The organism is Thermochromatium tepidum ATCC 43061 (assembly GCF_009664085.1).
GTDB lineage: Bacteria > Pseudomonadota > Gammaproteobacteria > Chromatiales > Chromatiaceae > Thermochromatium > Thermochromatium tepidum.
This window is the reverse complement of record NZ_CP039268.1, coordinates 799,009-822,975: the sequence shown is the minus strand read 5'-3', so window position 1 is coordinate 822,975 and position 23,967 is coordinate 799,009. Positions and strand designations below refer to the sequence as shown.

Sequence of the window (23,967 nt, the reverse complement as noted above, 5' to 3'; positions counted from 1 at the left end):
CCAACCCCGGGATCAGTTTGTTCTGGCATCTCGGTCACCAAAGTCGGACAATCGCCACCATCAAGGCCCCACGACACTCGAGATCGATACACCCAGATGGCCGAGCAATCCGACTCGCAAATCTATTCCGACCCAGAGTCTGAACTGCTGCACAAAACCCTGGAACAGCTGCGCCAAGAGGCGGAAGAGGAGATCAAGCGGCTCAGTGCCCGATTGGGCGAGCACGACTTCGCGCCCGGTAGCCAGGTCGAGACGGCGGCCGAACGCCTCGCGCTCCAGCAGGAAATGCTGCTGATACAGCAATCCCTAGACGCCAAGGAACAGGCACTCGAACACATCACCCAGGAATGCCGACGGCTGGAGGATGCACTCGAGGACAAGCACCTGGCCCTGGAGGGACTCAAGAAGGAGATCGAACGCAAGGATCAATCGCTCCACGAGGCCCATACAGAGATCGAGCGCTTGCGTCAGGAGCTGCTGAAAGCCAGCCACGACAGCAATCGGTCAGCGAAGACGCCCGCCCTATCCCCGCCGGTGGGCGTGCAAGAGGATTCAAGGACACCTCGCTGGCTGGTCGCGACCACGGGACTGCTGGTCGTGCTGCTCTCGGTCTCGGCGGTCGCCAACTTCTACCTGATGCGTGAGTATGCTGCGCTCAGTGAAGCGCGCGAGGACGCCGAGGCCGTCGCGATCCAGGTCCGACCTTCCCCCCCCACCAGCGAAGCCATCGTCCAGGGCGAACCCGAGCCCGCCGAGATCAACCAGCCGCCGCGTATCCATCAGGACCGACTGCTCGACGGAACCACCGGACCGGCGATGGTCGTGCTCAACGGCGGCAGCTTCCGGATGGGCTCCGATAGCCTCAGCAGCGAGGACTACACCCCCGCGCGCTTGGTCAAGGTCGGCCCCTTTATGATAGGCGCCTACGAGATCACCTTTCGCGAGTACGACTACTTCGCCCGCGCGACTGGACGCAGTCTGCCCAGCGATCAGGGCTGGGGACGCGACATGCGCCCGGTGGTTGGCGTCAGTTGGGAGGATGCACGCGACTATGCGGCCTGGCTCGCACAACAAACCGGGCGCGGCTATCGTCTGCCCAGCGAGGCGGAATGGGAGTTTGCCGCGCGTGCCGGGACCACCACGCCCTTCTGGTGGGGAAAGACCGCCGGCTCCAATCGCGCCGTCTGCTTCGACTGTGGCAGTCAGTGGGACAATCGCTCCACGGCGCCCGTGATGAGCTTTCCAGCCAATCCATTCGGTCTCTACGAAACCGCCGGCAATGCCATGGAATGGGTCGCCGATTGTTATCGAGCGCATTATGAGAACGCACCGAGCGATGGACGCGCGCTGCTCACCGGCGATTGCTCCAATCGTGTGGCGCGTGGCGGTGCCTTCAACAAGCCGGCCGAAACCATGCGTGTCTTCGTGCGCGCACGCTTCGCGCCCAACACCAAGCTCAATATGCTCGGCTTCCGGGTAGCCCGTGATCTTTGAAGGAGGGCAGGACGCCCGACGACCCTAAAGCCCGGTTGCGCCGCACAGCACAGTAGAGGGCTCGACCAGTTTCGTTAATAGTTTAACTTTTTTGCGCGAATGTTATAATATCTGCATGTCACGCAAGATGGTCAGCATCCAAGAGGCCGCCGAGTTCTTAGGGGTGTGTCCTCTGTGGAGGCCGCACAGTGCTGATTGCCCACCGCATCGCACTCGATCCCAACAACACACAGGCGACCTACTTGGCCCGCGCGTGTGGCGTCGCCCGCTTTGCCTACAACTGGGCACTGGCCGAGTGGAAGCGCCAGTACGAGGCGGCAAAGGCCGATCCTTCATTGCCAAAGCCCTCGCAAATGGCGCTGTGCCGTCAGTTGAACGCCATCAAGCGCGACCAGTTCCCGTGGATGCTGGAGGTGACCAAGTGTGCCCCGCAGATGGCGATCATCCAGTTGGGTCAGGCGTTCCAGAACTTCTTCGCTGGCCGTGCCCGCTATCCGCAGTTTCGCAAGAAGGGCGTGCACGACCGCTTCACGCTCACCAACGACCAGTTCGACATCGACGGCTGCCGCATTCGCATCCCCCATCTGGGCTGGGTGCGCATGCGCGAGTCGTTGCGTTTTGCTGGCAAGCTCATGTCGGCCACCGTCTCCCGTGTGGCCGACCGCTGGTTCGTCAGCATCACCGTGGACACGCCCGACACCTCGCACCTGCCCAAGGCCGAAAACCAAGGCGCGGCAGGCGTCGATCTGGGCGTGTCGGCACTCGCAACGCTCTCGACGGGAGAGACCATCCCGGGTCCGAAGCCCCACAAGGCGCTGCTGGACCGATTGCGCAGGCTCTCGCGCAGCCTGAGTCGCAAGCAAAAAGGCTCGGCCAACCGCAAGAAGGCCAGGGCCAGACTGGCAAAGCTGCACGCCAGGATCGCCAACATCCGCTCGGATGCGCTGCACAAGCTCACCACCAACCTCACGCGCCGGTTTCATACCATCTGCATCGAGAACCTGAATGTGCGTGGCATGGTGAAGAACCGCCATCTGGCGCGCTCCATCGCCGACATGAGCTTCTTCGAGTTCCGTCGGCAACTGGAATACAAGGCGGTGATGCGCGGCGGCGTCGTGGTGGTGGCAGATCGTTTCTTTGCCAGCAGCAAGACGTGCTCGGCGTGTGGGCACAAGCTCGACGATTTGCCGCTGTCGGTGCGTGAGTGGACGTGTCCGGATTGCGGAAGTATCCACGACCGCGATGCGAACGCGGCGATCAATCTGAAAAAGGTGGCCGAGAGTTCGGCTGGCGGCTGCCAGCCCTTTCAGCGACACGCTGATTGCTCGGTGACAGCCTGTGGAGAGGCGGACTCTGGTCTTGGGCGCACGCTCAAGACGAAACCGGCCTCTGGGAAGCAGGAAGTCAGCTTTGTTCCTGTGTGAGCAGGAATGAGTAAGTCTGATGGAACGGTCAATCACGGACGGACTCCAACCCTAGAGGACCAGACGATGCTCGCTCGAAGACACCACGACTGGCGCTGGCTGTCCGCCGGACTGCTGCTCCTGGCTCAGGGCGGCGTCTTGGCCCGCGCGACCTTCGAGGTCATGGAGGTCGAGGGCCGGGTCGAACAGGCGACGGGGCCGGCCGAATTGCAGCGGCTCGACGCCGAGGATCGGGTCGGGGTCCGCGCCCTGATCGGATTCGGCCGTCTGCCGGAGCCGATCCAGGCCGGCCCCATCGGCGCCGATTGGGACCGGGAACCGATCGCCCCAGCAACCCCAGTCGCTCAGCCGACCGCGCCCTTCTCTAGCGAGCGGATCTGGAGCAGTGCCGGGATGCGTGTCTTCGATCATCGCCGCCCGGACCTCGGCCCGTCTCTGGAGACGGAGGCGGCTGGGCTCGCCGTCATGCCCGATGCCGGCTATGTCGTGGCCGGCAGCGTCCAGGGGCCAGGGGGACGCGAGGTCTGGGCCGCGCGCTTCGACGCCAATCAGGAGCTGCTGTGGTCGCGCATGCTCGGCGGCGCCTTCGATCTGCACATCACCGCGGTGACCACCCTGGGTGAGGGCGACCTCCTGATCGGCGGCGTGCTCAACGACAACCAGGCCGGATTCCTGATCGCCCTGGACGCTCAGGGCGAACCGCGCTGGACCCAGGTTCTGGGCGGGTCGGAAAACACCGCCGTCGAGGTGCCGCTGGCACTGGCCACCGATACCGCTGGCAATGCGCTCATCGCCGGCGAGACCCTCAACGCCGATCGTCCACCCCAGGGCTTCGCGGCGCTCATCGCCGCCGATGGTCAGCCGGGGTGGCGGCTTGCTCTGCCGGCGACCACCGGCGTGCGCTCTGTCATCCGCACCGACACCGGCTGGTCGATCGCCGGCGAGTCGGCGGGCATATCCGGCGCCCCCTGGGTGGCCGGTCTCGATCCGACGGGACATCTGACCTGGGAGCGGACCTATGAAGATCTCGCAGGGCGTGGCGCCCCCGTCCTGGCCGGTCTGGGTGATGACGGGATCGTGCTGGCGGTTCGAGGCGCCGAAGGCGATGGCGATCCGCTCTGGCTGCGCTGGCTTTCGCCCGACGGCGAGCCGCTTTCAACCCGGCGGCTGAGTCTGGTGGTCGGCGAGCAGGACGGTATCGCAACCCTGACACGCCTGACGCGCGACGCCGAGGGCGCGCTGTGGCTTGCGGGCATGACCCAGGGACAGGACGCCTGGATCGCCCGTCTGTCGCACAGGGGCGAAGCACTCTGGACCAGACGCTATGGCCGCGCGGCCCTGGACCGCTTCACCGATCTGTATGTCCAGCCTGAGGGTCCGATCGCCATCGGCTTCACCCAATCCGAGGACAGCGACGCCACCGGTCTGTGGGTCGTGATGCTCGACGCCACGGGTCAGCCGCGCCCTGCTCCCGAAGACTCACCGGCGGCAGACGCCATGATCGCGCGCCTTGCGTCCAGCCTGGCGTCTTTGGACGACGAGGTGCAAATCGGCGGCGCACCGCTGATCAGCCACCAGCCGGATGGAAGGGCGCGCGTCGCCTTGCCCTTCCTGCGGATCGAGGATGAGGCAGGGATCCTGGATCTGAGCTGGCTGGACATCGCCCTGACCCGGGGGGCCGATCCGAACGCCTGGCAGGCGGCCATCGGCTGGCCCGAGACCCTGACACTGCGCAACGGCGACGGCAACGAGATCGGTACGGTCCGCACCGCCAGACATCGCCTGGAACTGGACTGGCCGGCCCCCGATGCCCTGCCCACACGCCTGGATTTCAGCCTCGAAGGTCTCCAGGTGCACATCGACGGTCAGGCCCGACTCCAGCCCATCCATGAAGCACTCGGCCTGCCGCAAGGGCCTTCCAGCCTGGAAAGCGATGACACCGACCTGGGGCTGGTGACACTGGGCCGACTGCAGCTCCTGATCACCCCGGAATCGGCGCCTGAAGCCGCGCGCACGACCGCATCGCAGTCCCTGGAACTCGCCGATCTGCGCCTCCGGAGCCGCTCCGGGGCCGACACCGTGCAGCTCGGCGGTCTGCGTGTCAACGCCGACTATCGCGACCTGGATCTGGCCGCACTCACCACCGGCGATGCCCCACTGCTCGAACTGATCGCGTCCGATACCGAGACACCTGACATCGAGACGCTGCGCCGGACCCTCGAACGCCTGCTCCAGGCCAGCGGCCAGGTCGAGACCTCCGTCGTCATGACCGATTTCGCCGCCGATCTCCCCAGTGAGGACATCGACTACCGGATCGCTGAATTCAGCGTCTCGGCCCAGGGCGGTCCGGCCGACGAGGCCGGTCGGTCGTGGAATCTGCGCACCGGCTATGGGTTGCGCGGTCTGAGGATGGAAGAGGACGGGCAGGACAACAGGATCGGGGCCTTCAGCGTCGATCTCGCCATCGACCGGCTTGCGCTCGCCGCCCTCCTGGATATCGTTCTGACCCAGGCCCTGGGTCAGCCGCCCGCCGAGTCCAGTCTGGCACAGGCGCTCGGGCAGCCGCTCGCAGGCGCGAAGCTGGGCCTTGCGATCGACGCCCTGCACGTCGCCACACCGGATGCGCCGGCGGTGGATGTCGATGCCATGCACGTTGCACTGGACCTGAGCGACGCCACTGGCCCCAGGCCCCGGCTGACGCTGCGCTATGACCACACCGGGATCGGACCGATTCCTGAGCTGCCGCCCGAACTCGTTCCGGGCAAGGTCGACCTGGATCTGGTGCTGTCGGGTCTGGCACCCAGCACCCTGGTGCCGGTCCTGCTCCAGGGCGAACCCGATCCGGCTCAGATCCTCGGGCTGCTGGCGCAACAGGCCGCCCGGCTCGATATCGAGACGATCGACATCGACATGTCTGGAACCGGGGTCCGGATCAGGGGCGTGGCCAACGCCGAGGAGACCAGCGCGCCTGAGGCACCTGGTCTGATCCGCCTGAATCTCGACATCCAGGTGCGTGACTTCGCTACGCTCATCGAGCGGATCGGCCAGACGCTTCCGCCCGACAAACAGCGCAACCTGAAGGCAGTGGCGGCCCTGGTCAAGATCCTGGGCAAGGAGGAAAAGGACGCCGACGGCTCGCGTCTGCACCGCTTCGAGGTTCGGGGCGACAGTGCTGGCGAATTCAAGGTCAACGGCAAGGATCTCAAACCGATCCTGGACGCGCTCCAGTGAGCGATCAGCCGAACACGGCCTGGATCGCGGCCCGGATCTCAGGCTCCCGGCGCTCGATGTCGGCGACCAGGGCGAATTGGATCTGGGCCTTGATCAGATTGCGTCCCGGGCGATCGACCTTGAAATAACGGTCGCCCTGGAGGTGATCGGTGAGAAAGCGCAGACCCAGTTCGAAGGGCATCACCCGGATGCCGTCGAACAGGCTGTCGATGTCCCCATCGCTCAGCCAGCCGCGCGTCACCTCGGCATAGCCGGTGAGGATCGCTGCGGCGAGCACGAGATCGAATCGAACCTTCGCAGGATCGGTCTCAGCCTCGCCCAGGACATTGCAGCATGAACGCAGACAGTCGCCCAGATCGTGCTGGATCAGGCCCGGCTGGAGCGTGTCCAGATCGATCAGCGCCAGTGCGCGCCGTCCGTCACGGTCGAAGAGGATGTTGTCGAGCTTGGGGTCGCCGTGGGTGAGGCGCGGCACGATCCGACCGGACTGCACGGCACGATCCAGGGCTTCGGCCAGATCCAACCGCGCCTCGATGAAGTCAAAAATTGGGCCCATCTCCGGCGCAGCGCGACGCGCATCAGACAGGGCCATCAGACGTTTGAGATGGCCGGATGTGTCGTGATAGCCAGGCAGGGTGACGGCGAAGTCCGCGCTCGGCAGTGCCGATATCCAGCGATGGAAACGCCCCAGTATCCGTCCGACCTCGCGTGCCTGAGACGTCTCCTGAAGTCGCGGCAGGGTACAGGTATCGGGGATGAACTCCATCAGACGCCAGACGGCCCCCGACGCATCGCGCACGAAGGGCGCACCGGTGCGGCTCGGGATCAGGGCCGGTACCCGGAGTCCAAACGACTCCGGCGGCTCGGGATGCTCGGCCAGTCGCGCCAGATTGGTGAGGATTCGCTCGGGAGCCGGAAAGACCCGGTCATTGAGCCGCTGGAGCACAGAGCAGCCCCCACCCGTCTCGACTCGATAGGTCTCGTTGATCAGCCCGCGCCCCAGGGGGGCGACGGCCTCAACGGGCCGCTCGATCGCAAACTGCTCACACAGGGCGATCAGGGAACGGACATCGGCTGACATGACAGCAGACTCATGACGGCGGTGATCCGATGTTCAATGGAAGCGCCGCACCTGATGGATCTCGGGGAGCTGTTGGAGCTTGGTCATCAAGCGCGCAAGCTGCCCCTTGTCCGCGACCTCGATGGTAAAACGCATCGTGGCAGTGGCTGTGCTCTTCTCGGAATGGGTCTCGACCCCGATCACAGCGACGTCGGCATCGGCAAAGACAGAACTGACGTCGCGCAACAATCCCTTGCGATCGGCGGCCACCACCAACAGGTCGACCGGATACTGGGCACTCCCATCGGCGCGATCGGCCCAGTGCACCTCGATCAGACGCGCGCGCTCCTCCGTACTCAGATGGCGAATATTGGGACAGTCGCGCCGATGGACGGTCACACCACGCCCACGGGTGACGAAGCCGACGATGGGATCGTCGGGTACAGGCTTACAGCAGGATGCCATGCGGGTCATCAGATCCTTAACGCCCTCGATCACGACATCACTGCCCTCTCCCGTCTTGGGATGGCGGGGCGGGCGCGCTTTGAGCTCAGGTTCGCGCTCGCGTTCCTTGGCCCCCTCGACCCTGGGTTCGCCAACCTGACGCGCGACCTGACCCACGGCCAGATCCCCTCGCCCGATGGCCGCCAGCAGGTCGTCACCGCGCCTGAAGTTGAACCTCTGGGCGATCTCGTCGAGCGGCGGCTTGTCGCTGATGCCGAGCCGCGCCAGCTCGCGTTCCAAAAGCCCGCGCCCTTCGTGCAGATGTTTGTCGAAGTCCTGTTGCTTGAACCACTGGCGCACCCGATTGCGCGCCCGGGCCGTAATCAGATAGCCATGATGGGGGCTGAGCCAATCGCGGCTCGGGGCGGCGGTCTTCTGGGTCAGGATCTCGACCGTATCACCGCTGTGCAGGGTGTAATTGAGCGGGACGATACGATCGTTGACCTTGGCGCCCCGGCAGCGGTGTCCGAGCTCGGAATGGATGGCATAGGCGAAGTCGAGCGGGGTCGCCCCCCTGAGCAGTTCGATCACCTTGGACTGGGGCGTGAGCACATAGATGTGCGTTGGCTCGAACTCGGCCTGGAAGCGTTTCAGCCGCTCGGCGGAGGTCTCGTCGTCGTTCTTGCTTGAAAGCCACTGGCGCATCCAGACGATCCAGCGCTGGAACTCGGCGTCGTGGCCCCTGGCTTCTTTGTAGGCCCAGTGCGCGGCCACACCGAACTCGGCGTGCTGGTGCATGGCGTGGGTGCGGATCTGGACCTCCAGCGCCTTGCCCTCAGGTCCCTCGACCGCCGTGTGCAGCGACTGATAGAAGTTGCCCTTGGGTGTTGCGATGTAGTCGTCGAATTCCTTGGGGATATGGCGCCAGAGTCCATGCACCACGCCGAGCGCGGCATAGCAGTCGGCCACCGAGTCGACCAGGATGCGCACCGCGCGCAGGTCGAAGATCTCGGCGATATCGACGTTCTTGCGCTGCATCTTCTTCCAGATGCTGTAGATGTGTTTGGGGCGCCCGGTGATCTCGGCCGGGATGCCGACCTCGGTGAACTTCGCGCGCAGGATCGCGATGACGGCGGCGATATCGCGTTCGCGCTCCTCACGTCGCTCGGCCAAGAGTGTGGCGATGCGCCGGTAGTCCTCGGGCTGGAGATAGCGCAGCGAGAGGTCTTCGAGCTCCCACTTGATCTGCCAGATGCCGAGCCGGTTGGCCAGCGGGGCATAGACGCGCTGGGTGTCGCGCGCCAGCTTGACACGACGTTCAGGGTCCAGATCCTTGACCGCGCGCATCAGGTGCACGCGCTCGGCCAGCACGATGAGCATCACGCGCACGTCTGCGGCGAGACCGAGCAGTAGACGCCGCAGATTTTCCTCGTGTTGGGGTCGATCCTTGTCCGGGATCACGGCCTCGACGCCGGCAAACTGATCGATGCGCACCAGATCCTCGACCATCCGTGCGATGCCGGGACCAAAGTCCGCCGACAGCACCGCTTCGGTCGGCTCGCCGCTGCGAAAACAACCCTTGAGCAGGGCCGCCACCAGGGTCTCGTGATCCATGCGTAGACGCGCCAGGATGTCTGCGGTGGCAAGCCCGTGTCGGATCAGCGACTCACCGCTGTCCGGGCGCACGCCCTGCTGGCGCGCCAGGGCCGCGCAGGCACGGGCGAGACAGTCGCGCTCCTTGGATGGATACTGATCCCCCAGACTGTCGAGCCAGTGCCGGATGGCCTGGGCGTCGTCGGTGTGCGGCTCGGGCAGGTTGTAGACGGGTTTGACCATGAAGCAGTGCGTGCAATCACCAGTGCTCGGCGATCGGGCGTCATCGTTACGCCTGGACCGATCGTCCTAGAGCACAAGGCTCACCAGACCATCGGCGAGCTTGGGCTCGAACCAGGTGGACTTGGGTGGCATGACCTCGCCCCGGTCGGCCACGGCCATCAATTCCTGAAGCGGGGTCGGATGGAGGCTGAAGGCCAGGGCCATCTCGCCCGCGTCGACGCGCCTGGTCAGTCCCGAAAGCCCTCGGCTGCCGCCGACGAAGTCGATGCGCTCGTCACGGCGCGGATCCTGGATGCCGAGGATCGGCCCGAGTAGCTGCCCCTGCAAACGACTCACGTCCAGGGCTGCGATCGGATCGGTGGCCGGCGGGAGTCCGGCCGAGGGGGTCAAGCGATACCAGACCCCTTGGAGATACATCCCGAATACACCAGGTCGCTCGGGTGCGACCGGGTCGGCACAGGGCTCAAGGGTGAAGCGTTCGCCGACCCGTTCCAGGAAGGCAGCGACGCTCAGTCCGTTGAGATCGCGCACCAGCCGGTTGTACGCAAGGATCCGCAGTTGATCGTGCGGGAAGCTGACGGCGAGAAATCCCTGATGACCATCGGGATCCGCCGCGCCCCAGCGGGCCGCGGCCACGCGTGCGGCAGCGGCCGCACGATGATGCCCATCGGCGATGTAGAGCGCATCGAGCCGATCGAACGCCTGGGTCAGAGGGTCGGTCAGGTCGACTCCGACGATCGACCACAGCTGATGGCGCACCCCATCGTCAGCAGTGATATCGATCTCGGGCGGCTGCTCGGCGACCCCGGCGAGCGTCCGGTCGATCTCGGGCGTGGCGCGATGGACCAGGAGCACCGGCCCGGTCTGGGCGCCGAGCGCCTGGATCTGCTGCACCCGGTCGTCTTCCTTGGATGGACGTGTAAGCTCGTGGCGCTTGATGCGCCCGGCCTCATAGTCGGCGATCGAGGCCGAGACCACCAGACCGGTCTGGGTATGACCACCTTGGATCAGCCGATAGACATAATAGCGCGGCTCGGGATCGCGGATCAGGACGCCTGCGGTCAGCAGGCGCTCGAAGTTCTCACGCGCCTTGGCATAGACCTCGGGCGCGTAGGGGTCCGCACCCTCGGGCAGATCGACCTCAGCGCGCGAGATGTGCAGGAAGCTCCAGGGGCGCCCCTCGACCAGACGCCGTGCCTCGGCGGTGTTCAGGACGTCATAGGGCGGCGCGGCGACCTCGGCCGCGCGACCGGGCGCCGGACGCAGACCGGCAAAGGGTTGGATCAGTGACATGGCGCTCGCTCCCACATCAGTGGCCGTTGGAAAACCATTGAGGAGGCGATGGTATCAGGTCCGCCGGACACGATGAAAACAGCTATCGCCGCCGCCAGCGTAGACGAGCACCAGGCCGTTACCTGCCGTGCGACCGCGATCAGGCCTCCTCTACGATCAGACAGTGGACACTGAACAGATCCTTCGGATCGGTCCACACCTGCTCGGAGACGAAACCCGCCGAGCGGGCCAGGCGCTGGAAGTCCTGGATCCCGTATTTGTAGGAGTTCTCGGTATGGATGGTCTCACCGAGCCGGAACTCGAACACCTGCCCGGCGACGCGCACACGCTGGTTGCAGCGGCTGACCAGATGCATCTCGATGCGGCTGGCCTCTTCGTTGAAGAAGGCGTGATGGCGAAAGGCATCGAGCTCGAAATCGGCGCCCAGCTCGCGGTTGAGCCGGGCGAGCAGATTGAGATTGAAGGCCGCCGTCACACCCTGGGCGTCGTTGTAGGCCGCCTCCAGCACCGCTCGCGCCTTTTTGAGATCCACGCCGATCAGCAGGCGTCCGCCTGGCCCCAGCACCCGCGCCACCCGCTTGAGGAAGGCGCGCGCCTCGTTTGGATCGAAGTTGCCGATGCTCGATCCAGGGAAGAAGGCCGCCCGATCGCGCCAGTCCGGGTCCAGCGGTAGCTCGAAGGGGCCGGAATAGTCGGCACAAGCGGCACGGATCGAAAGCCCCGGAAAACGCTCGGCGAGCGCCTGGGCCGATTCGAGCAGATGGGCCTTGGAGATATCGACCGGGATATAGACGCGCGGCTGAAGCACGGCGAGCAGGGTCTGGATCTTGAGACTGCTCCCGCTGCCCAGCTCGATCAGCACACAGCCGCGCCCGAGCCGCTCGGCCATGGCCGCGCCATGCGCGCGCAGGATCTGGATCTCGGTGCGGGTCGGGTAATACTCGGGCAGCTCGGTGATGGCATCGAACAGACGCGAGCCCTGCTGATCGTAAAACAGCTTGGGCGGCAGCCGCTTGTGTGGATGGCTCAGTCCATCCAGCACCTCGGCGCGCACGTCGGCCATGGTCGGATGAAAGTCAAAGAAACGAATGCGCGACCTGAGGCACCCCTGCGGTGAGGTATCTGCCTGTGTCATCGGTGAGGCCTGGAATGCCGCCGTGTCTGGTCTCATACAGCCACCTCTGCGAGCCGGAAGCCCATGAACTGCCAGCGCTCGTGGGGATAGAAGAAGTTGCGATAGGTCGGACGGATGTGATCGCGCGCGGTCGCGCATGAACCGCCGCGCAGCACCATCTGGTTGCACATGAACTTGCCGTTGTACTCGCCGAGTGCACCCGGTACGGCGCGATAGCCTGGATAGGGTAGATAGGCCGAGCCGGTCCACTCCCAGACATCGCCGAAGAGCTGTTTCAACCCCTCACCCTGTGGGGCCGGACGCGGATGCAGCCAGCCGTCTTCGACGAAGTGACCGGCGATCGACTGACCCTGCGCGGCATGCTCCCACTCGAACTCGGTCGGCAACCGCTTGCCGGTCCAGGTCGCATAGGCCTCGGCCTCGTAATAGCTGACATGGCATACTGGCTCGGCCGGGTCGAGCGGGCGCATTCCGGAGAGGGTCATCAGGTACCAGTCGCCGTCGCGTTCTTCCCAATAGAGCGGCGCGCGCCAGCCCTGTTGCTTGACCGTCGCCCAGCCGTCCGAGAGCCAGAGCCGGGTGTCCTGGTAGCCGCCGTCTTGGATGAACTCCAGGAACTCGCCATTGGTCACGGGGCGGTCGGCGAGTCTGAAGGGGGCGACGAAGACGCGATGGCGCGGTGTCTCGTTGTCGTAATGGAAACCCTCACCCGCAGCGCCGACCTCGATCAGTCCGCCTTCAAAGTCGAGCCACCGAAGTGGCCTAGGGATGCTCGGCGGCGTGGTGGGCAGATCGGCGCGATAGGCCGGGCGCAGCGGGTTGTGGGCGAAGTGGCGTTTGATGTCGGTGAGGAGGAGCTCTTGGTGCTGCTGTTCGTGATTGAGCCCGATGCGCAGACGCTGTTCGGCGGTCGGCCAGTCGGCGGACGGGCACTCGGCGATCAGGTGCGTCATGGCCGCATCGACGTGCCGCCGGTAGTCATAGACCTCGGCCACCGTCGGACGCGCGAGCAGACCGCGTTCATGACGCGGCCAGAAACCCGTGCCTGTCTGTTCGTAATAGCTGTTGAACAGATACTCGAAGCGCGGATGGAAGACCTGATAGCCCGGCAAGAAAGGGCGCAGCAGAAAGGTCTCGTAGAACCAGGAGACATGGGCCAGATGCCATTTGGGCGGGCTGGCCTCAACCACGGTCTGAAGGCCATAGTCCTCGATCGCCAAGGGCGCGCAGAGCTGTTCTGAGAAACGGCGCACCCGAAGGTACTGCTCGGCGAGTGCGGCGCGCGCGGCGTCGATCCGGTCCGGACTGGCTGATGTATCCGACATGATTCCCTCGTGATCGCTGGATGGCGCCCGCGTGGGGCTGTTGGTCGGGAAGGTGCGGTCGAAGGCGGGGATTTCCAGGATGAAACCTCCCACCACTAAAGACCTTGGCTTGGAGCTTAAGTTTATTGCTTCAGCGAACGCCGCGCGGACGTGTTGCCGCGGTCGCGGTGTCAAGTCCCCTAAGATTTACGGACGTGTTTTTTGAAGCGTTCGGGGCATGTGTCGCGCCAGTCCTTCGCGGCACCTGCTCACACCGGATGCAACGGCCAACCACTAAAAATTAACAAAACGATGCCCCATTTCAGGACAACCCAAGCCTGCATTCATCGCTCGACTCAACTGGAGCCCTAAACGGATGACTCGTACCCCGTTCTTCCCAAAGTTCTCCGACCTGCCACCCACCCTGCCGCTGTTTCCGCTGTCTGGGGCTGTGGTGATGCCGGGCGTGCAGCTGCCGCTCAATATCTTTGAGCCGCGCTATCTGAACATGGTCGCCGATGCCCTGGCCGCGAACCATCTGATCGGTATGATCCAGCCAACCAGCGAGACGCTGATGGATGATGTGCCCGAAATCCATCGTGTCGGCTGTGCCGGGCGTATCACCTCCTACAGCGAGACCCCGGATGGGCGCATCGTCTTGGTGCTGACAGGTGTGTGCCGGTTCCAGGTGAGGCGCGAGATCGAGGCACGCAACGGCTATCGGCGCGCCCAGGTCGACTGGGAGCGTTTCGCCACCGACTATCACGATACCGAGGAACGTATCCCAGATCGCTTAGGCTTTCTGCGCTCGCTTAGGACCTATTGCCAGCTCAATGGCGTCGCGATCCCCTGGGATGACATCGAGAAACTAGCTGATCAGGAGCTGACCAACCTGCTGTGCGCACACCTGCCACTCAGCCCCGAGGACAAACAGGCGCTGCTTGAGACACTACCGACCGCCGAGCGTGCGGTCCTGATGCGGGGGCTGATCGACATGGCCTCGGCCTCCAGTATGCGGGTGGCCGAGCATCGGCATTGATGGATCCTTCTCCCGCGAGGGTGGATGGGCTATGCGTGTGGCCCGATCGTCGTGAGCCAGGCATCGAAAAACCGCCGGCCCTGTTGCTCCAGGGTCGGAGCCAAACGCGCACTCTCGGCACGCAAGTCCGGGATCGAGATCCCAGCAATGTTCAGTTCAACGGCATGACCGATCAGCCAGCGCTCGAACTGGTCGGCGCGGATTTCGGGGTGACACTGGAGCCCGAGCGCCGAACGCCCCCACGAGAAGGCTTGGTTGAGATAGAGGTCGGTGGAGGCCAGTCGCGTGGCGCCCGGTGGAAGATCGAAGGTGTCACCATGCCAGTGCAGCATCGAGGTCAGGGCGCCATCGAGGTTCGCCAGCGGTGAGCGCTGTCCCGCAGGCGACAGACGCAGCGGCGTCCAGCCAATCTCTTTATCCGGTCCTGGATAGACACGCGCCCCGAGCGCCCGCGCCATCATCTGTGCGCCCAGACAGATCCCGAGCGTCGGACGATCGGACTGCAAGCGTCTCTCCAGCAGGCGTAGCGCGTCGCGGATGAATGGATAGCTCGCCTCTTCGTAGGCGCCGATCGGCCCACCCAGCACGACCAGCAGATCCGGCTCAATGGGATCGATGTCGCCGAGCCGGTCGATGCCGGCCTCCAGATCGCGCAAGACCCAGCCGCGCTGGGTCAGCACCCCGGCGAATGACCCCAGGTCTTCGAATGCCACATGTCGAATCGCGACGGCTGTTTTCATAGAAACCTCGCAAGGAAACCCGCGACTTCAGTCGCTAGGGTCTAGCACACATGACCGACCACGACCCCTGTCGCGCCTTACGGCGCCCCTGCCCCACCAACGCCTCCCGTCGGGGCGGCTTGAGCCGCGATCTTGGCCGCTCTATTGCTCACGCCTTCCCGGAAGACCGCTCGAGGCGTGTTGCAACCTTTTGGCCCGAGGGTCTTTATGGGCCACCTTAATGAGCGGGGACAGTATCCTTGCCCAACTAGGCCTCAACCTTGAAAAGGCACTCTGCCGGATGCAGATTCAGCCCCACCGATGACATGGATCTTCAGCGAGGCGAAAACGATGACGGTAACCCTGACCGAAGCGGCGGCCCGACACGTCGCCAGCCAACTCGAACGACGCGGGCATGGACTGGGACTGCGCGTCGCCACCAAAAAGAGCGGATGCAGCGGCTTTACCTATGCGGTCGACTATGCCGATGAGCTCGGCGCTGGCGATCGGGTGTTCGAGAGTCATGGCGTCAAGGTCGTGGTCGATGAGTCACATCTAAGCCAGCTCAACGGACTAGAGATCGACTTCGTCAAGACCAACCTGCTCAACCAGGGCTTTGAGTTCCGCAACCCCAACGCCAAGGATCACTGCGGTTGCGGTGAATCCTTCCGAGTCTAGGCGTGCGTGGTCTCTAGCGTGAACACGGACATCGGCGAGCTCATCGAGAGCTTCGAGCTGTTGGGCGACTGGGAGTCGCGCTATCAGTATCTGGTCGAGCTCGGCGAACGTCTGGCCCCCATGCCGGAGGCATACAAGACCGACGCCAACCGCGTCGTCGAGTGCATGAGCCTGGTGCACGTGGCCGCCCATCCGGATCCGGAACACTCCGGGCGAGTGGTCTACTGGGGCGACTGCGACACGGCCATCATCAAGGGCGTGGTCGCGCTGCTGGTCGGGCTGTTCTCCAACAAGACCCCAGACGAGATCGAGGCGCTCGACGTCGATGCGCTGTTTCAGGGACTGAAGCTCGCAGAGCATCTGAGTCCCAACCGCCATGTCGGCGTCTATGCCATCGTCAATAAGATGAAGGCGCAGGCGCGTCGGCTGGCGGTTTAGAGCCGGATCGGCAGGGATCTGAACGGTCGCCCGAGTAGCGCCAGGAGCGCATTGGCCACCGCCGGGGCCACCGCCGGCGTGGCGATGGGACTGACCCCTCCGGGCGGGGCATCGCTGTCGATCAGGATCGACTCGATCTCCGGCATCTCGTCGAAGCGTAACAGCGGATAGTCGCCGAAATCGGTCTGTTCGACCCGGCCATCGCTGAAGGTGATGGCGCCCTTGAGGGTGGCGGTCAGCCCGAAGACGATTCCGCTCTCGATCTGAGCCCGCACGGCGTCCGGGTTGACCACCTGACCGCAGTCCAGAACCGCGACGAAACGTCGCGCGCACACCCGTCCATCCTCGACCGCGACCTCGGCCAGCAACGCCAACCGGCTGCCGGCGGCCTCGACCAGCGCCAGACCTCGCCCCTGTCCAGTGGGGAGGGGCGCGGCCCAGTGTTCGGCGAGTCGGTCGAGCAGCGCCAGATGTGCCGGACTCTCGGCCAGCAGGGTCCGGCGCAACGCCAGCGGGTCCTGCCCGCCCGCGCGCGCCAGCTCATCGAGAAAGCACTCCGTCACATAGGCATTGTGCGAATGACCATCGCCACGCCACAGCCCGATCGGAACCGGCGTGTCGGCGCGACGATACTCCAGACGTCGATGTGCAAACCGATAGGGCAGGCTGGTCGCCCCATCGATCATGAGCGGGTCGATCCCGTCGCGAATACGCCCCGGATCGCGCCGCGCGAGCACCGATGGACCGACCACGCGATGGAACCAAGCCAAGGGCACTCCGGTCGCGTCGAGTCCAGCACGCAGTCGATGCAGCGTCATGGGGCGGTAGTAGTCGTGCTGAAGGTCGTCGGCGCGCGTCCAGATCACTTGCACCGGACGCTTGAGCCGTTGTGAGAGTTCGACGGCGTCATGCACAAAATCCAGCTCGCGCCGACGCCCATGACCACCGCCAAGAAAGGTGGTGTGCACGCGGATGCGCTCGGGCGGCAAACCGGTGAGACGCTGTGCCAGCGCCTGCGTGGCCGCCGGCGACTGGGTCGGCACATGGATGTCGCAGCCGTCTGGGCGCACGTCGGCGGTACAGTTCATCGGCTCCATACAGGCATGGGCCTGGAAGGGCACCTCATAGACCGCCTCGATCTCCAGTGCCGACTCGGCGAGGGCACGACTCACGTTGCCTTCACTGAGCGCCACGGACGCGCGCCCGTCCAGACCGAGGTGCAGACGCGCGCGCAGATGCTTGGTCGTCACCGCTGCATTGCGGAGCGGCCGGCACTCGATCTCGAGCCGTGCCCGGCCGCTCAGTGCCGCCCAGGTGGTCTCAGCTACGACCGCGATACCCTGTTTCACCACAAACACATCGATCACACCTGGCGTGGCGCGGGCGGCCTGTCCTTTCCAGGTGCGAATCTCGGCGCCGATCACTGGGCAGCGCTCGATCGTGGCATACAGCATCCCAGGTAGCCGTACATCGAGCCCGAAGCAGGCTGCACCTCGGACCTTGAGCGGGGTGTCGAGTCGGGGTTGCTCGGTCCCGATCAGGTTCCACTCGGACCTGGGCTTGAGGGTCACCGTCGTGGGGAGCGGCAGGTGCGCCGCCGTGGTCACCAGTTCGTGATAGCCGAGACTGCGCGTCCCATCGGCGTGATAGACCCGAGCCCGATGGGCGTGACATTCGGACTCGGGCACGCCCCAGGTCCGGGCGGCAGCCGCGATCATAAGCGTTCGCGCCATGGCCCCGGCCGCGCGCAGCGTCTCCCAGCCGTCGCGGGTGGAGGTTCCACCGCCAGTTGCCTGCTCACCGAGAAGATGGTTGGTATAGACCGGATCGATCGGTGCCGGCTCGATCTGGATCTGATCGAGTCCGACTTCCAGCTCCTCGGCCAGCAGCATGGTCAGCGAGGTCATGACCCCCTGTCCCATCTCCGCGCGCGCGAGCCTCAACTGGATACGGCCATCGGCATGTAGGTTGATCCAGGCATTGGGTTCGAACTGGCTCGGGGCCGGTGTCTCGCTCGTCCCAGCGCGCGCCGGCCACACCCAGCCGAGCGCCAACCCGCCGCTGCTCAGGGCAATGACCCTGAGCAGGTCGCGCCGCGTGAGTCTAGGCGACGAATCCGCGTCAACCAAACTGGATCTCTGGCATAGCGGCACGATGGATGGCGCGGCGGATGCGGGCATAGCTGCCGCAACGGCACAGAACCCCAGACATGGCGGCAGCGATCTGGTCGTCGGTCGGACGCGGATGCCGGGCCAGCAGGGCAGCCGCCATCATGATCTGACCCGACTGGCAATAGCCGCACTGGGGCACCTCCTCCAACACCCAGGCCAGTTGCAGGGGGTGACGGCCATCGGGCGACAGACCCTCGATCGTCTGAACCGAGCGTCCAGCGACTGACGACAGCGGCGTGGAGCAGGATTTGACCGGCTCGCCGTCGAGCCGCACGATACAGGCGCCGCACGTCCCCTCGCCGCAGCCGTATTTGGTGCCGGTCAGCCCGAAATGATCGCGCAATACCCATAACAAGGGCGTGACCGGATCGAGCGCGAGCACTTGCGGCTCACCATTGAGCGTAAAATGGATCATGGATGTCAGGATCGGGCGAACGACAGGCGTATTAGCATTGCAGATTTCGCCCCCGGCTAAAAGCAAAGACCAGGGCTTGCGCAGCTTCCCTCCCGCCAGCATCCCGAAGATGCCCAGCACTTGATCGGGGGCTTAACCGTGGCGAGGGTGACGGCGACCTCGCGATAGGGCATCGATAGCAGGCCAAACCGCCGGATGAGGGCGCGCAACCCAGATCTTCACGGACGGGCCGAGCACGCCACCCACCCGCCCCCCGCCCGGTCATTCTCTCGCACCTGCTCAGGCGCGCCGGCTCATACCGGCCCAGGACTCACGCCCACCGCGGTTGTCGAGATGATTGAGCAGACCCAGGACAAAGCGCTTGTCGAAGCGACGACCGATCTCGCGCATCAGGATGGCCTCGGCCTCGTCGAAGCTCTTGGCGTCACGGAAGGATCGCGGACTGATCAAGGCCACGAAGGCATTGGCAAGCGCCACCACTTGGGCCGAGGGCAGGATCTCGTCGCCCTTCAGGCCGCGCGGCCGACCGCTACCGTCGACCCATTCGTTGATCTGCGCCAGGGTCTCGAGCACAGGTCCATCGAACTCGATCTCACGCAACAGCTCTGGCCCCTCATCGAGCGCCTCGCGCACCCGCTTCAGCTCCTGATCGGTCAGTCTGCCTTCCTTGACCAACAGGGCACGCGGGATGCGAATCTTGCCGATGTTGACCAGGCGCGCGGCCTGCTCGATGGTCTCGATCCAGGCGCGATCAAATCCAAGATCCTCGGCGATGGCGCGCGCGACCTGGACAACATACCTGGACTGATGGGCCGAGTCAGGGTCACGCTCGTCGACCAGGCCGACGAGGGTATCGATCAGCTGTTGGGTGTTGCGTTCGCGCCGGGCGCGCTCGCGCATCAGATCGGTCAGATCCTCGATGGTGACAAGCACCAATTCCCGGGCGTCGGCAGGATCGGTAAAGGGGCAGTGATGCGAGCGCCACACCCGCTCCCCACCATGTTCATAGACCCTCCGCAAGGAAACCCGCAACTTGAGTCGCGGGAGGAATTGCGGGCGCGCGAAGTGCGCCATGTGGTGTATAATGCACCGCAAGCGTGGTCTCCGGGCGCACGCCGACTGCAACGCCAGTCGAAACCTGGCCCGGATTGGCAGCGGAGCCCCGCTGCCAAGGGCGGCTGTAAACACGCCTAATGTTGGGGATGCGGTCAACCATGTTTGCTGCGTCTCACAATAAAGCCTTCGACTTCAGTCGAGGGTTGTTTACCGGGAAGATGTTCGATCTCGACCCGTGGCTCGCCGCTCTCGAGGACGAGCCGGTTGATTGCGCCATAACGGCGGCCTGCCTCCTGTCCGAGCACCCCGGTCAGCGAGCGCCCGATCAGCTCGGCGCGCGCGATGCCGCTGAATTCGGACAGACGTTGGTTGGCATAGGTGAGGCGGTTGTTGGCATCGACGACCAGGATGGGATTGGGCTGGCTGTCGGTCAGGATGTCGAGAAAGCCTGACAGACGCTCGAAGCGTTCCGAAGACAGACGGTAGCGCTCGGCGACCTCCTCGGCCCGGCGCGAGCTGGCATAGAACCAAACCAGCACCAGGGCCGCGCCGATCAGCACCACCAACACCGCCAGACCACTGATGAGCGTCATACGCCGCGCGTCGCTCGCCGCCAGGGCTTCAGCAGCACCGATGCGGTGAACCAGCACCCAGTCGGTTCCAGGGATGCGTCGGCTAACGGCAAAGGATTCGGTGAAGGCGTAATGACGACCGTGATGGAACAACCCAGGCTGCTTGAGCGCCTCGACATCGATAAGACCCTCGGTGTTGACCGCGAGTCGCTTCGTCAGAGGTTCACTCCCATCGAGCAGAGGCGAAAGATACTCGATCAGATTGCCAAAGCGGCGGATCAAATAGGTTTCTGATGTGCGCGCCGTGAGTCCAGGTTGCTTGAGCAACGCAAAGACCCCGGCATCGATTGGGCGCAGCGCCAAGAGCCGCGCGATCACAGGACGCGCGTCTGCCTGCTCGGCGGGGCCTGCCAGCACAGGCACCAGAAAACCAAGTGTGGGTCGATCGTGCGCGCCGCGATGCAGATCGAGCAGCCCGCGCTCAGTCAAGGGCGTTTGCTCAAGAAACTCCAACAGCGCACCCTACGATCGGCGGCATGCCGCTCGTCGAGGCCAGCAGTCGGCCTTGCGGGTCAAGCAGTGCCAGCCCGCCCTCGAGTCCAGTTTCTAAGCGTTCAGACGGATAACCGGTCGTTTGACGCGACAAAAACCCCATACGCTCGACCGTCATGCTCAGCAGCTCGCGCAGCGTCTCGTCCGGCGATGCACCCAGTTGCGACATATCCTCCAGCGCTTTCCGCAAGGGAGGATGCCGTGCTGATCGCTCCAGCACGGCATACTGTCCTTGTAGCCAGTGTTCGATCGCCTCGAGGCGACTGTCGGCCACGAGGTTCATCTGGATCTGCAAGGCCTGGAGATCTCGCTCCTTCTCGGCGTTGGCGAAGACGAGGATGCCGTAGATCGCCAACACCAGGCTAAGCGCAAGCATGGCGCTGGCAAACTGGATCTGCTTGTTCACACCTGAGTTCTCTTCCCGAACGAATCTGACGAAGACAGGGCCGAACGCACCCACCGGACGGCACCCTCAATCCCGCTGGTCTTCGATCGCGCCTGTCGTTACCGGGAGGCTGTCGTGGCAACCATCTCGATTGCTCCCGGCGGCTCAAACCCGCGCCTCCCTAGGCACGTAATCTGTCACGCCCGGACCGACGTAGAGCTGGCGCGGACGGGCGATCCTGTTGCCCTGGGTCTGGGCCTGTTCCCACCAGTGCGCGATCCAGCCAGGCAGCCGGCCGATGGCAAACATCACGGTGAACATATTGGTCGGGATGCCGATGGCACGCAGAATGAGGCCGCTATAGAAATCGACATTGGGATAGAGCTTGCGGTCGATGAAATAGGGGTCTTCGAGCGCGATCTCCTCGAGCCGGCGCGCAATGTCGAGCAGCGGATCCCGGATGCCAAGCGTCGGCAACAGCTTCTCGGCGATTGTGGCGAGCATTCGGGCGCGCGGGTCGAAGTTTTTATAGACCCGATGTCCAAACCCCATGAGCCGGACCTTGCTGTCCTTGTCCTTGGCCAACCGCACATAGTCCTCTGGACTGATGTGACCGCGATGGATCCGCTCAAGCATCTCCAGCACCGCGACATTGGCCCCGCCATGTAGCGGCCCCCAGAGCGCGCACACGCCGGCCGCGCAGGAGGCAAACAGATTGGCCTGAGTGGAGCCGACCATGCGTACCGTCGAGGTCGAGCAGTTCTGCTCATGATCGGCGTGCAGGATCAGGATGAGATTGAGGGCGTCCTTGACGATCGGGTCGCATACATACTCAGCATAGGGCTGCGAGAACATCATGTGCAGGAAGTTCGGTACATAGCGCAGACCTGGGTGTGGATAGATATAGGGCTGGCCGACCGAGTGCCGGTAGGCATAGGCAGCGATGGTGCGAATCTTACTGATGAGTCCGGCAGCGGCACTCTGGAAGTGATCCTTATCCTCCAGCTCAAAATAGTCGGGATGGAAGCAGGAGAGCGCGTTGATCATGGCCGAGAGGATGGCCATGGGCGGTGCCGAGCGCGGGAAGCCCTCGAAGTGGTGCTTCATGCTCTCGTCGAGATTGGCGCAGTTGGTGAGCATTTCGGAGAAGACGCGATACTCCTCGTCACTCGGCAGGTGGCCGAAGATCAGGAGCCAAGCCACCTCGACGAAGTTTGGCGCCTGCTCGAACTGTTCGATGGGGATCCCACGATAGCGCAGGATGCCGCGCTCGCCGTCGATGAAGGTGATGGCGCTCTCGCAGCTGCCGGTGTTGGCATAGCCTGGATCGAGCGTGATATAACCGGTCCGCGCCCGTAGATCCCGAATGTCGATCGCGCGTTCGCCCTCAGCGCCCGCGCGGATGGGGAAGCTGTACTCCTGGCCGTCCAGGATCAAGATCGCCTCACCGGCCATGACTCAGATCTCCGCCACCAACTTGTCATAGAACCCCAAAAAGTCGTCCGGGGTCGGTCCCTCACGCCACTCGATGGCACTGCGCGGGTGCTGATTGAGCTGGCCCGTGAGGTTGTAGGGGATGGAGGGCCCCCAGTCGAGCTCCTGACGCAAGGGGAGGAGATGATTCTGGATCACCTCGATCACCGGGCGCAGCTCGAACTTGGGGTTGCGCAGGAAGCCGAGCAGCAGCTCGGTGTGACAGTTGCCGGCACCGCGCCCAAAACCATACAGGGTGGCATCGACCCGGTTGCAGCCGAGAATGATGGCCTCGATGGTGTTGGCGAAGGCCAGCTGTAGGTTGTTGTGGGCGTGGATGCCGATCTCCTTGCCGGTGCCTTCGAGCGCCAGGGCGTACTTTTTGTAGAGCCGGTCGATCTGTTCGCGGTAGAGGTGGCCGAAGCTGTCGACGATGACCATGGTCGTCGCCGGGGTCGGTGCGATCGACTCCAGCACGGTGTCGATCTCTTCCTCGGTGATGTTGGAGACGGCCATCAGATTGGCCGTGGTCTCGTAGCCGAGCGCATGGGCATGGTGGATCATGTCGATCGCCTCCGAGACCTGATGGGCGTAGAAGGCCACGCGGATCATCGACAGCGGGCTCTCGGCCGCCGGCACGATCTGGGTCTCCCAATCGCTCTTGCCGGCGTCGGCCATGGCCGCGAGTTTGAGTCCGGTCTTCTCCGGATCATGATCGCCGACCACGCGCCTGAGGTCGGCCTCATCGCAGTGACGCCAGGGACCGAACTTCTCCTTGGGAAAGATCTTGGGCGAGTTCTTGTAGCCGATCTCCATGTAGTCGATACCCGCCTCGACACAGGCCTGGTAGACGGCCCGCACGAACTCATCGCTGAACCTGTGGGCATTCACCAGTCCCCCGTCGCGCACGGTGCAGTCAAGCACCTTGAGTTCGGGGCGGAAGGTGATCCAGGGGGCTTTATCGGACATGGGATGCGGTCTCCGCGAGCATTGGGCTATTGAACGATTTGCCATTGTCAACCCAAAGGCATTGTCCGGGCAAACAGCGGCTGCGGTCTGTCTGTAAGGCCCAATCACATAGATAAAATTGAAGGATTAAATCTTTGTTTGATTGACGCCCGATAGCTGTCAATACCAGAATCCCACGCGCTTTACGGCGCACGCATTGCCCAACTCCCAAGACATCCTCGCGAGACATCCCAACCGAGTGCGGTATCGGGTTATGCGCCAGCGCGTCTGCAATGGGTT

Annotated in this window: 19 protein-coding genes; 6 read left to right on the top strand and 13 right to left on the bottom strand. The window is 64.3% G+C overall.

Annotation, left to right across the window (positions count from 1 at the left end; all coding sequences use genetic code 11):
- The first annotated feature begins 96 nt into the window (after positions 1 to 96).
- The 3 genes from E6P07_RS03725 (at position 97) to E6P07_RS03715 (ending at position 6,149) form a co-directional block, all read left to right on the top strand.
- Positions 97 to 1,494, top strand: coding sequence for a formylglycine-generating enzyme family protein (locus E6P07_RS03725; protein WP_153974374.1), 1,398 nt, complete (start codon positions 97 to 99; stop codon positions 1,492 to 1,494).
- Between the two features lie 188 nt (positions 1,495 to 1,682).
- A complete protein-coding gene (locus E6P07_RS03720) occupies positions 1,683 to 2,918 on the top strand; it encodes an RNA-guided endonuclease InsQ/TnpB family protein (RefSeq protein ID WP_153974373.1) in 1,236 nt (411 codons plus the stop codon).
- 6 nt (positions 2,919 to 2,924) lie between these two features.
- Positions 2,925 to 6,149 carry a hypothetical protein gene (locus E6P07_RS03715; RefSeq protein WP_153974372.1) on the top strand — a complete coding sequence of 1,075 codons (3,225 nt, stop codon included), beginning with the start codon at positions 2,925 to 2,927 and terminating at the stop codon, positions 6,147 to 6,149.
- 4 nt (positions 6,150 to 6,153) lie between these two features.
- Here E6P07_RS03715 and E6P07_RS03710 read toward each other — a convergent pair whose 3' ends face one another.
- From E6P07_RS03710 to egtB, 5 genes are all read right to left on the bottom strand, one after another.
- A complete protein-coding gene (locus E6P07_RS03710) occupies positions 6,154 to 7,230 on the bottom strand; it encodes a phosphotransferase enzyme family protein (protein ID WP_153974371.1) in 1,077 nt (358 codons plus the stop codon).
- 33 nt (positions 7,231 to 7,263) lie between these two features.
- Positions 7,264 to 9,489, bottom strand: a complete 2,226-nt coding sequence (locus tag E6P07_RS03705; protein WP_153974370.1) for a RelA/SpoT family protein — start codon at positions 9,487 to 9,489, stop codon at positions 7,264 to 7,266.
- A 66-nt stretch (positions 9,490 to 9,555) separates the two neighbouring features.
- Positions 9,556 to 10,782, bottom strand: a complete 1,227-nt coding sequence (locus tag E6P07_RS03700) for a DUF1015 domain-containing protein (protein WP_153974369.1) — start codon at positions 10,780 to 10,782, stop codon at positions 9,556 to 9,558.
- A 139-nt stretch (positions 10,783 to 10,921) separates the two neighbouring features.
- Positions 10,922 to 11,917 (bottom strand): L-histidine N(alpha)-methyltransferase, encoded by a 996-nt coding sequence (gene egtD / locus E6P07_RS03695; RefSeq protein WP_246172916.1) that lies wholly within the window; start codon positions 11,915 to 11,917, stop codon positions 10,922 to 10,924.
- A gap of 32 nt (positions 11,918 to 11,949) precedes the next feature.
- Positions 11,950 to 13,242 carry an ergothioneine biosynthesis protein EgtB gene (gene egtB / locus E6P07_RS03690; protein ID WP_153974367.1) on the bottom strand — a complete coding sequence of 431 codons (1,293 nt, stop codon included), beginning with the start codon at positions 13,240 to 13,242 and terminating at the stop codon, positions 11,950 to 11,952.
- A gap of 355 nt (positions 13,243 to 13,597) precedes the next feature.
- Here egtB and E6P07_RS03685 point away from each other — a divergent pair, with 355 nt between their 5' ends.
- Positions 13,598 to 14,260 carry an LON peptidase substrate-binding domain-containing protein gene (locus E6P07_RS03685; protein WP_153974366.1) on the top strand — a complete coding sequence of 221 codons (663 nt, stop codon included), beginning with the start codon at positions 13,598 to 13,600 and terminating at the stop codon, positions 14,258 to 14,260.
- A gap of 29 nt (positions 14,261 to 14,289) precedes the next feature.
- On the opposite strand, the gene E6P07_RS03680 is transcribed toward E6P07_RS03685, so the two are convergent.
- Positions 14,290 to 15,000: a glutamine amidotransferase gene (locus E6P07_RS03680; protein WP_153974365.1), complete on the bottom strand. Its 711-nt coding sequence runs from the start codon at positions 14,998 to 15,000 to the stop codon at positions 14,290 to 14,292.
- A 330-nt stretch (positions 15,001 to 15,330) separates the two neighbouring features.
- On the opposite strand from E6P07_RS03680, the gene E6P07_RS03675 reads away from it, so the two are divergent.
- Positions 15,331 to 15,657, top strand: a complete 327-nt coding sequence (locus E6P07_RS03675; protein ID WP_153974364.1) for a HesB/IscA family protein — start codon at positions 15,331 to 15,333, stop codon at positions 15,655 to 15,657.
- A gap of 18 nt (positions 15,658 to 15,675) precedes the next feature.
- Positions 15,676 to 16,095 (top strand): SufE family protein, encoded by a 420-nt coding sequence (locus tag E6P07_RS03670; protein WP_153974363.1) that lies wholly within the window; start codon positions 15,676 to 15,678, stop codon positions 16,093 to 16,095.
- Here E6P07_RS03670 and E6P07_RS03665 read toward each other — a convergent pair.
- The 7 genes from E6P07_RS03665 to E6P07_RS03635 form a co-directional block, all read right to left on the bottom strand.
- The gene (locus E6P07_RS03665) at positions 16,092 to 18,224 is read right to left on the bottom strand and encodes a xanthine dehydrogenase family protein molybdopterin-binding subunit (protein WP_153974362.1); all 2,133 of its coding nucleotides are present in this window, start codon (positions 18,222 to 18,224) and stop codon (positions 16,092 to 16,094) included. The two genes, E6P07_RS03670 and E6P07_RS03665, sit on opposite strands and share 4 nt — an antisense overlap.
- The gene (locus E6P07_RS03660; protein ID WP_153974361.1) at positions 18,217 to 18,681 is read right to left on the bottom strand and encodes a (2Fe-2S)-binding protein; all 465 of its coding nucleotides are present in this window, start codon (positions 18,679 to 18,681) and stop codon (positions 18,217 to 18,219) included. The genes E6P07_RS03665 and E6P07_RS03660 overlap by 8 nt, the downstream gene beginning before the upstream one ends.
- Positions 18,682 to 18,960: 279 nt before the next feature.
- A complete protein-coding gene (locus E6P07_RS03655) occupies positions 18,961 to 19,701 on the bottom strand; it encodes an HD-GYP domain-containing protein (RefSeq protein WP_246172915.1) in 741 nt (246 codons plus the stop codon).
- A gap of 188 nt (positions 19,702 to 19,889) precedes the next feature.
- A complete protein-coding gene (locus tag E6P07_RS03650; RefSeq protein ID WP_153974360.1) occupies positions 19,890 to 20,798 on the bottom strand; it encodes a PAS domain-containing protein in 909 nt (302 codons plus the stop codon).
- 10 nt (positions 20,799 to 20,808) lie between these two features.
- Positions 20,809 to 21,267: a cache domain-containing protein gene (locus E6P07_RS03645; RefSeq protein ID WP_153974359.1), complete on the bottom strand. Its 459-nt coding sequence runs from the start codon at positions 21,265 to 21,267 to the stop codon at positions 20,809 to 20,811.
- A gap of 144 nt (positions 21,268 to 21,411) precedes the next feature.
- Positions 21,412 to 22,701: a citrate synthase gene (locus E6P07_RS03640; protein ID WP_153974358.1), complete on the bottom strand. Its 1,290-nt coding sequence runs from the start codon at positions 22,699 to 22,701 to the stop codon at positions 21,412 to 21,414.
- A gap of 3 nt (positions 22,702 to 22,704) precedes the next feature.
- Positions 22,705 to 23,688 carry an aldolase catalytic domain-containing protein gene (locus tag E6P07_RS03635; protein ID WP_153974357.1) on the bottom strand — a complete coding sequence of 328 codons (984 nt, stop codon included), beginning with the start codon at positions 23,686 to 23,688 and terminating at the stop codon, positions 22,705 to 22,707.
- Positions 23,689 to 23,967 lie beyond the last annotated feature (279 nt).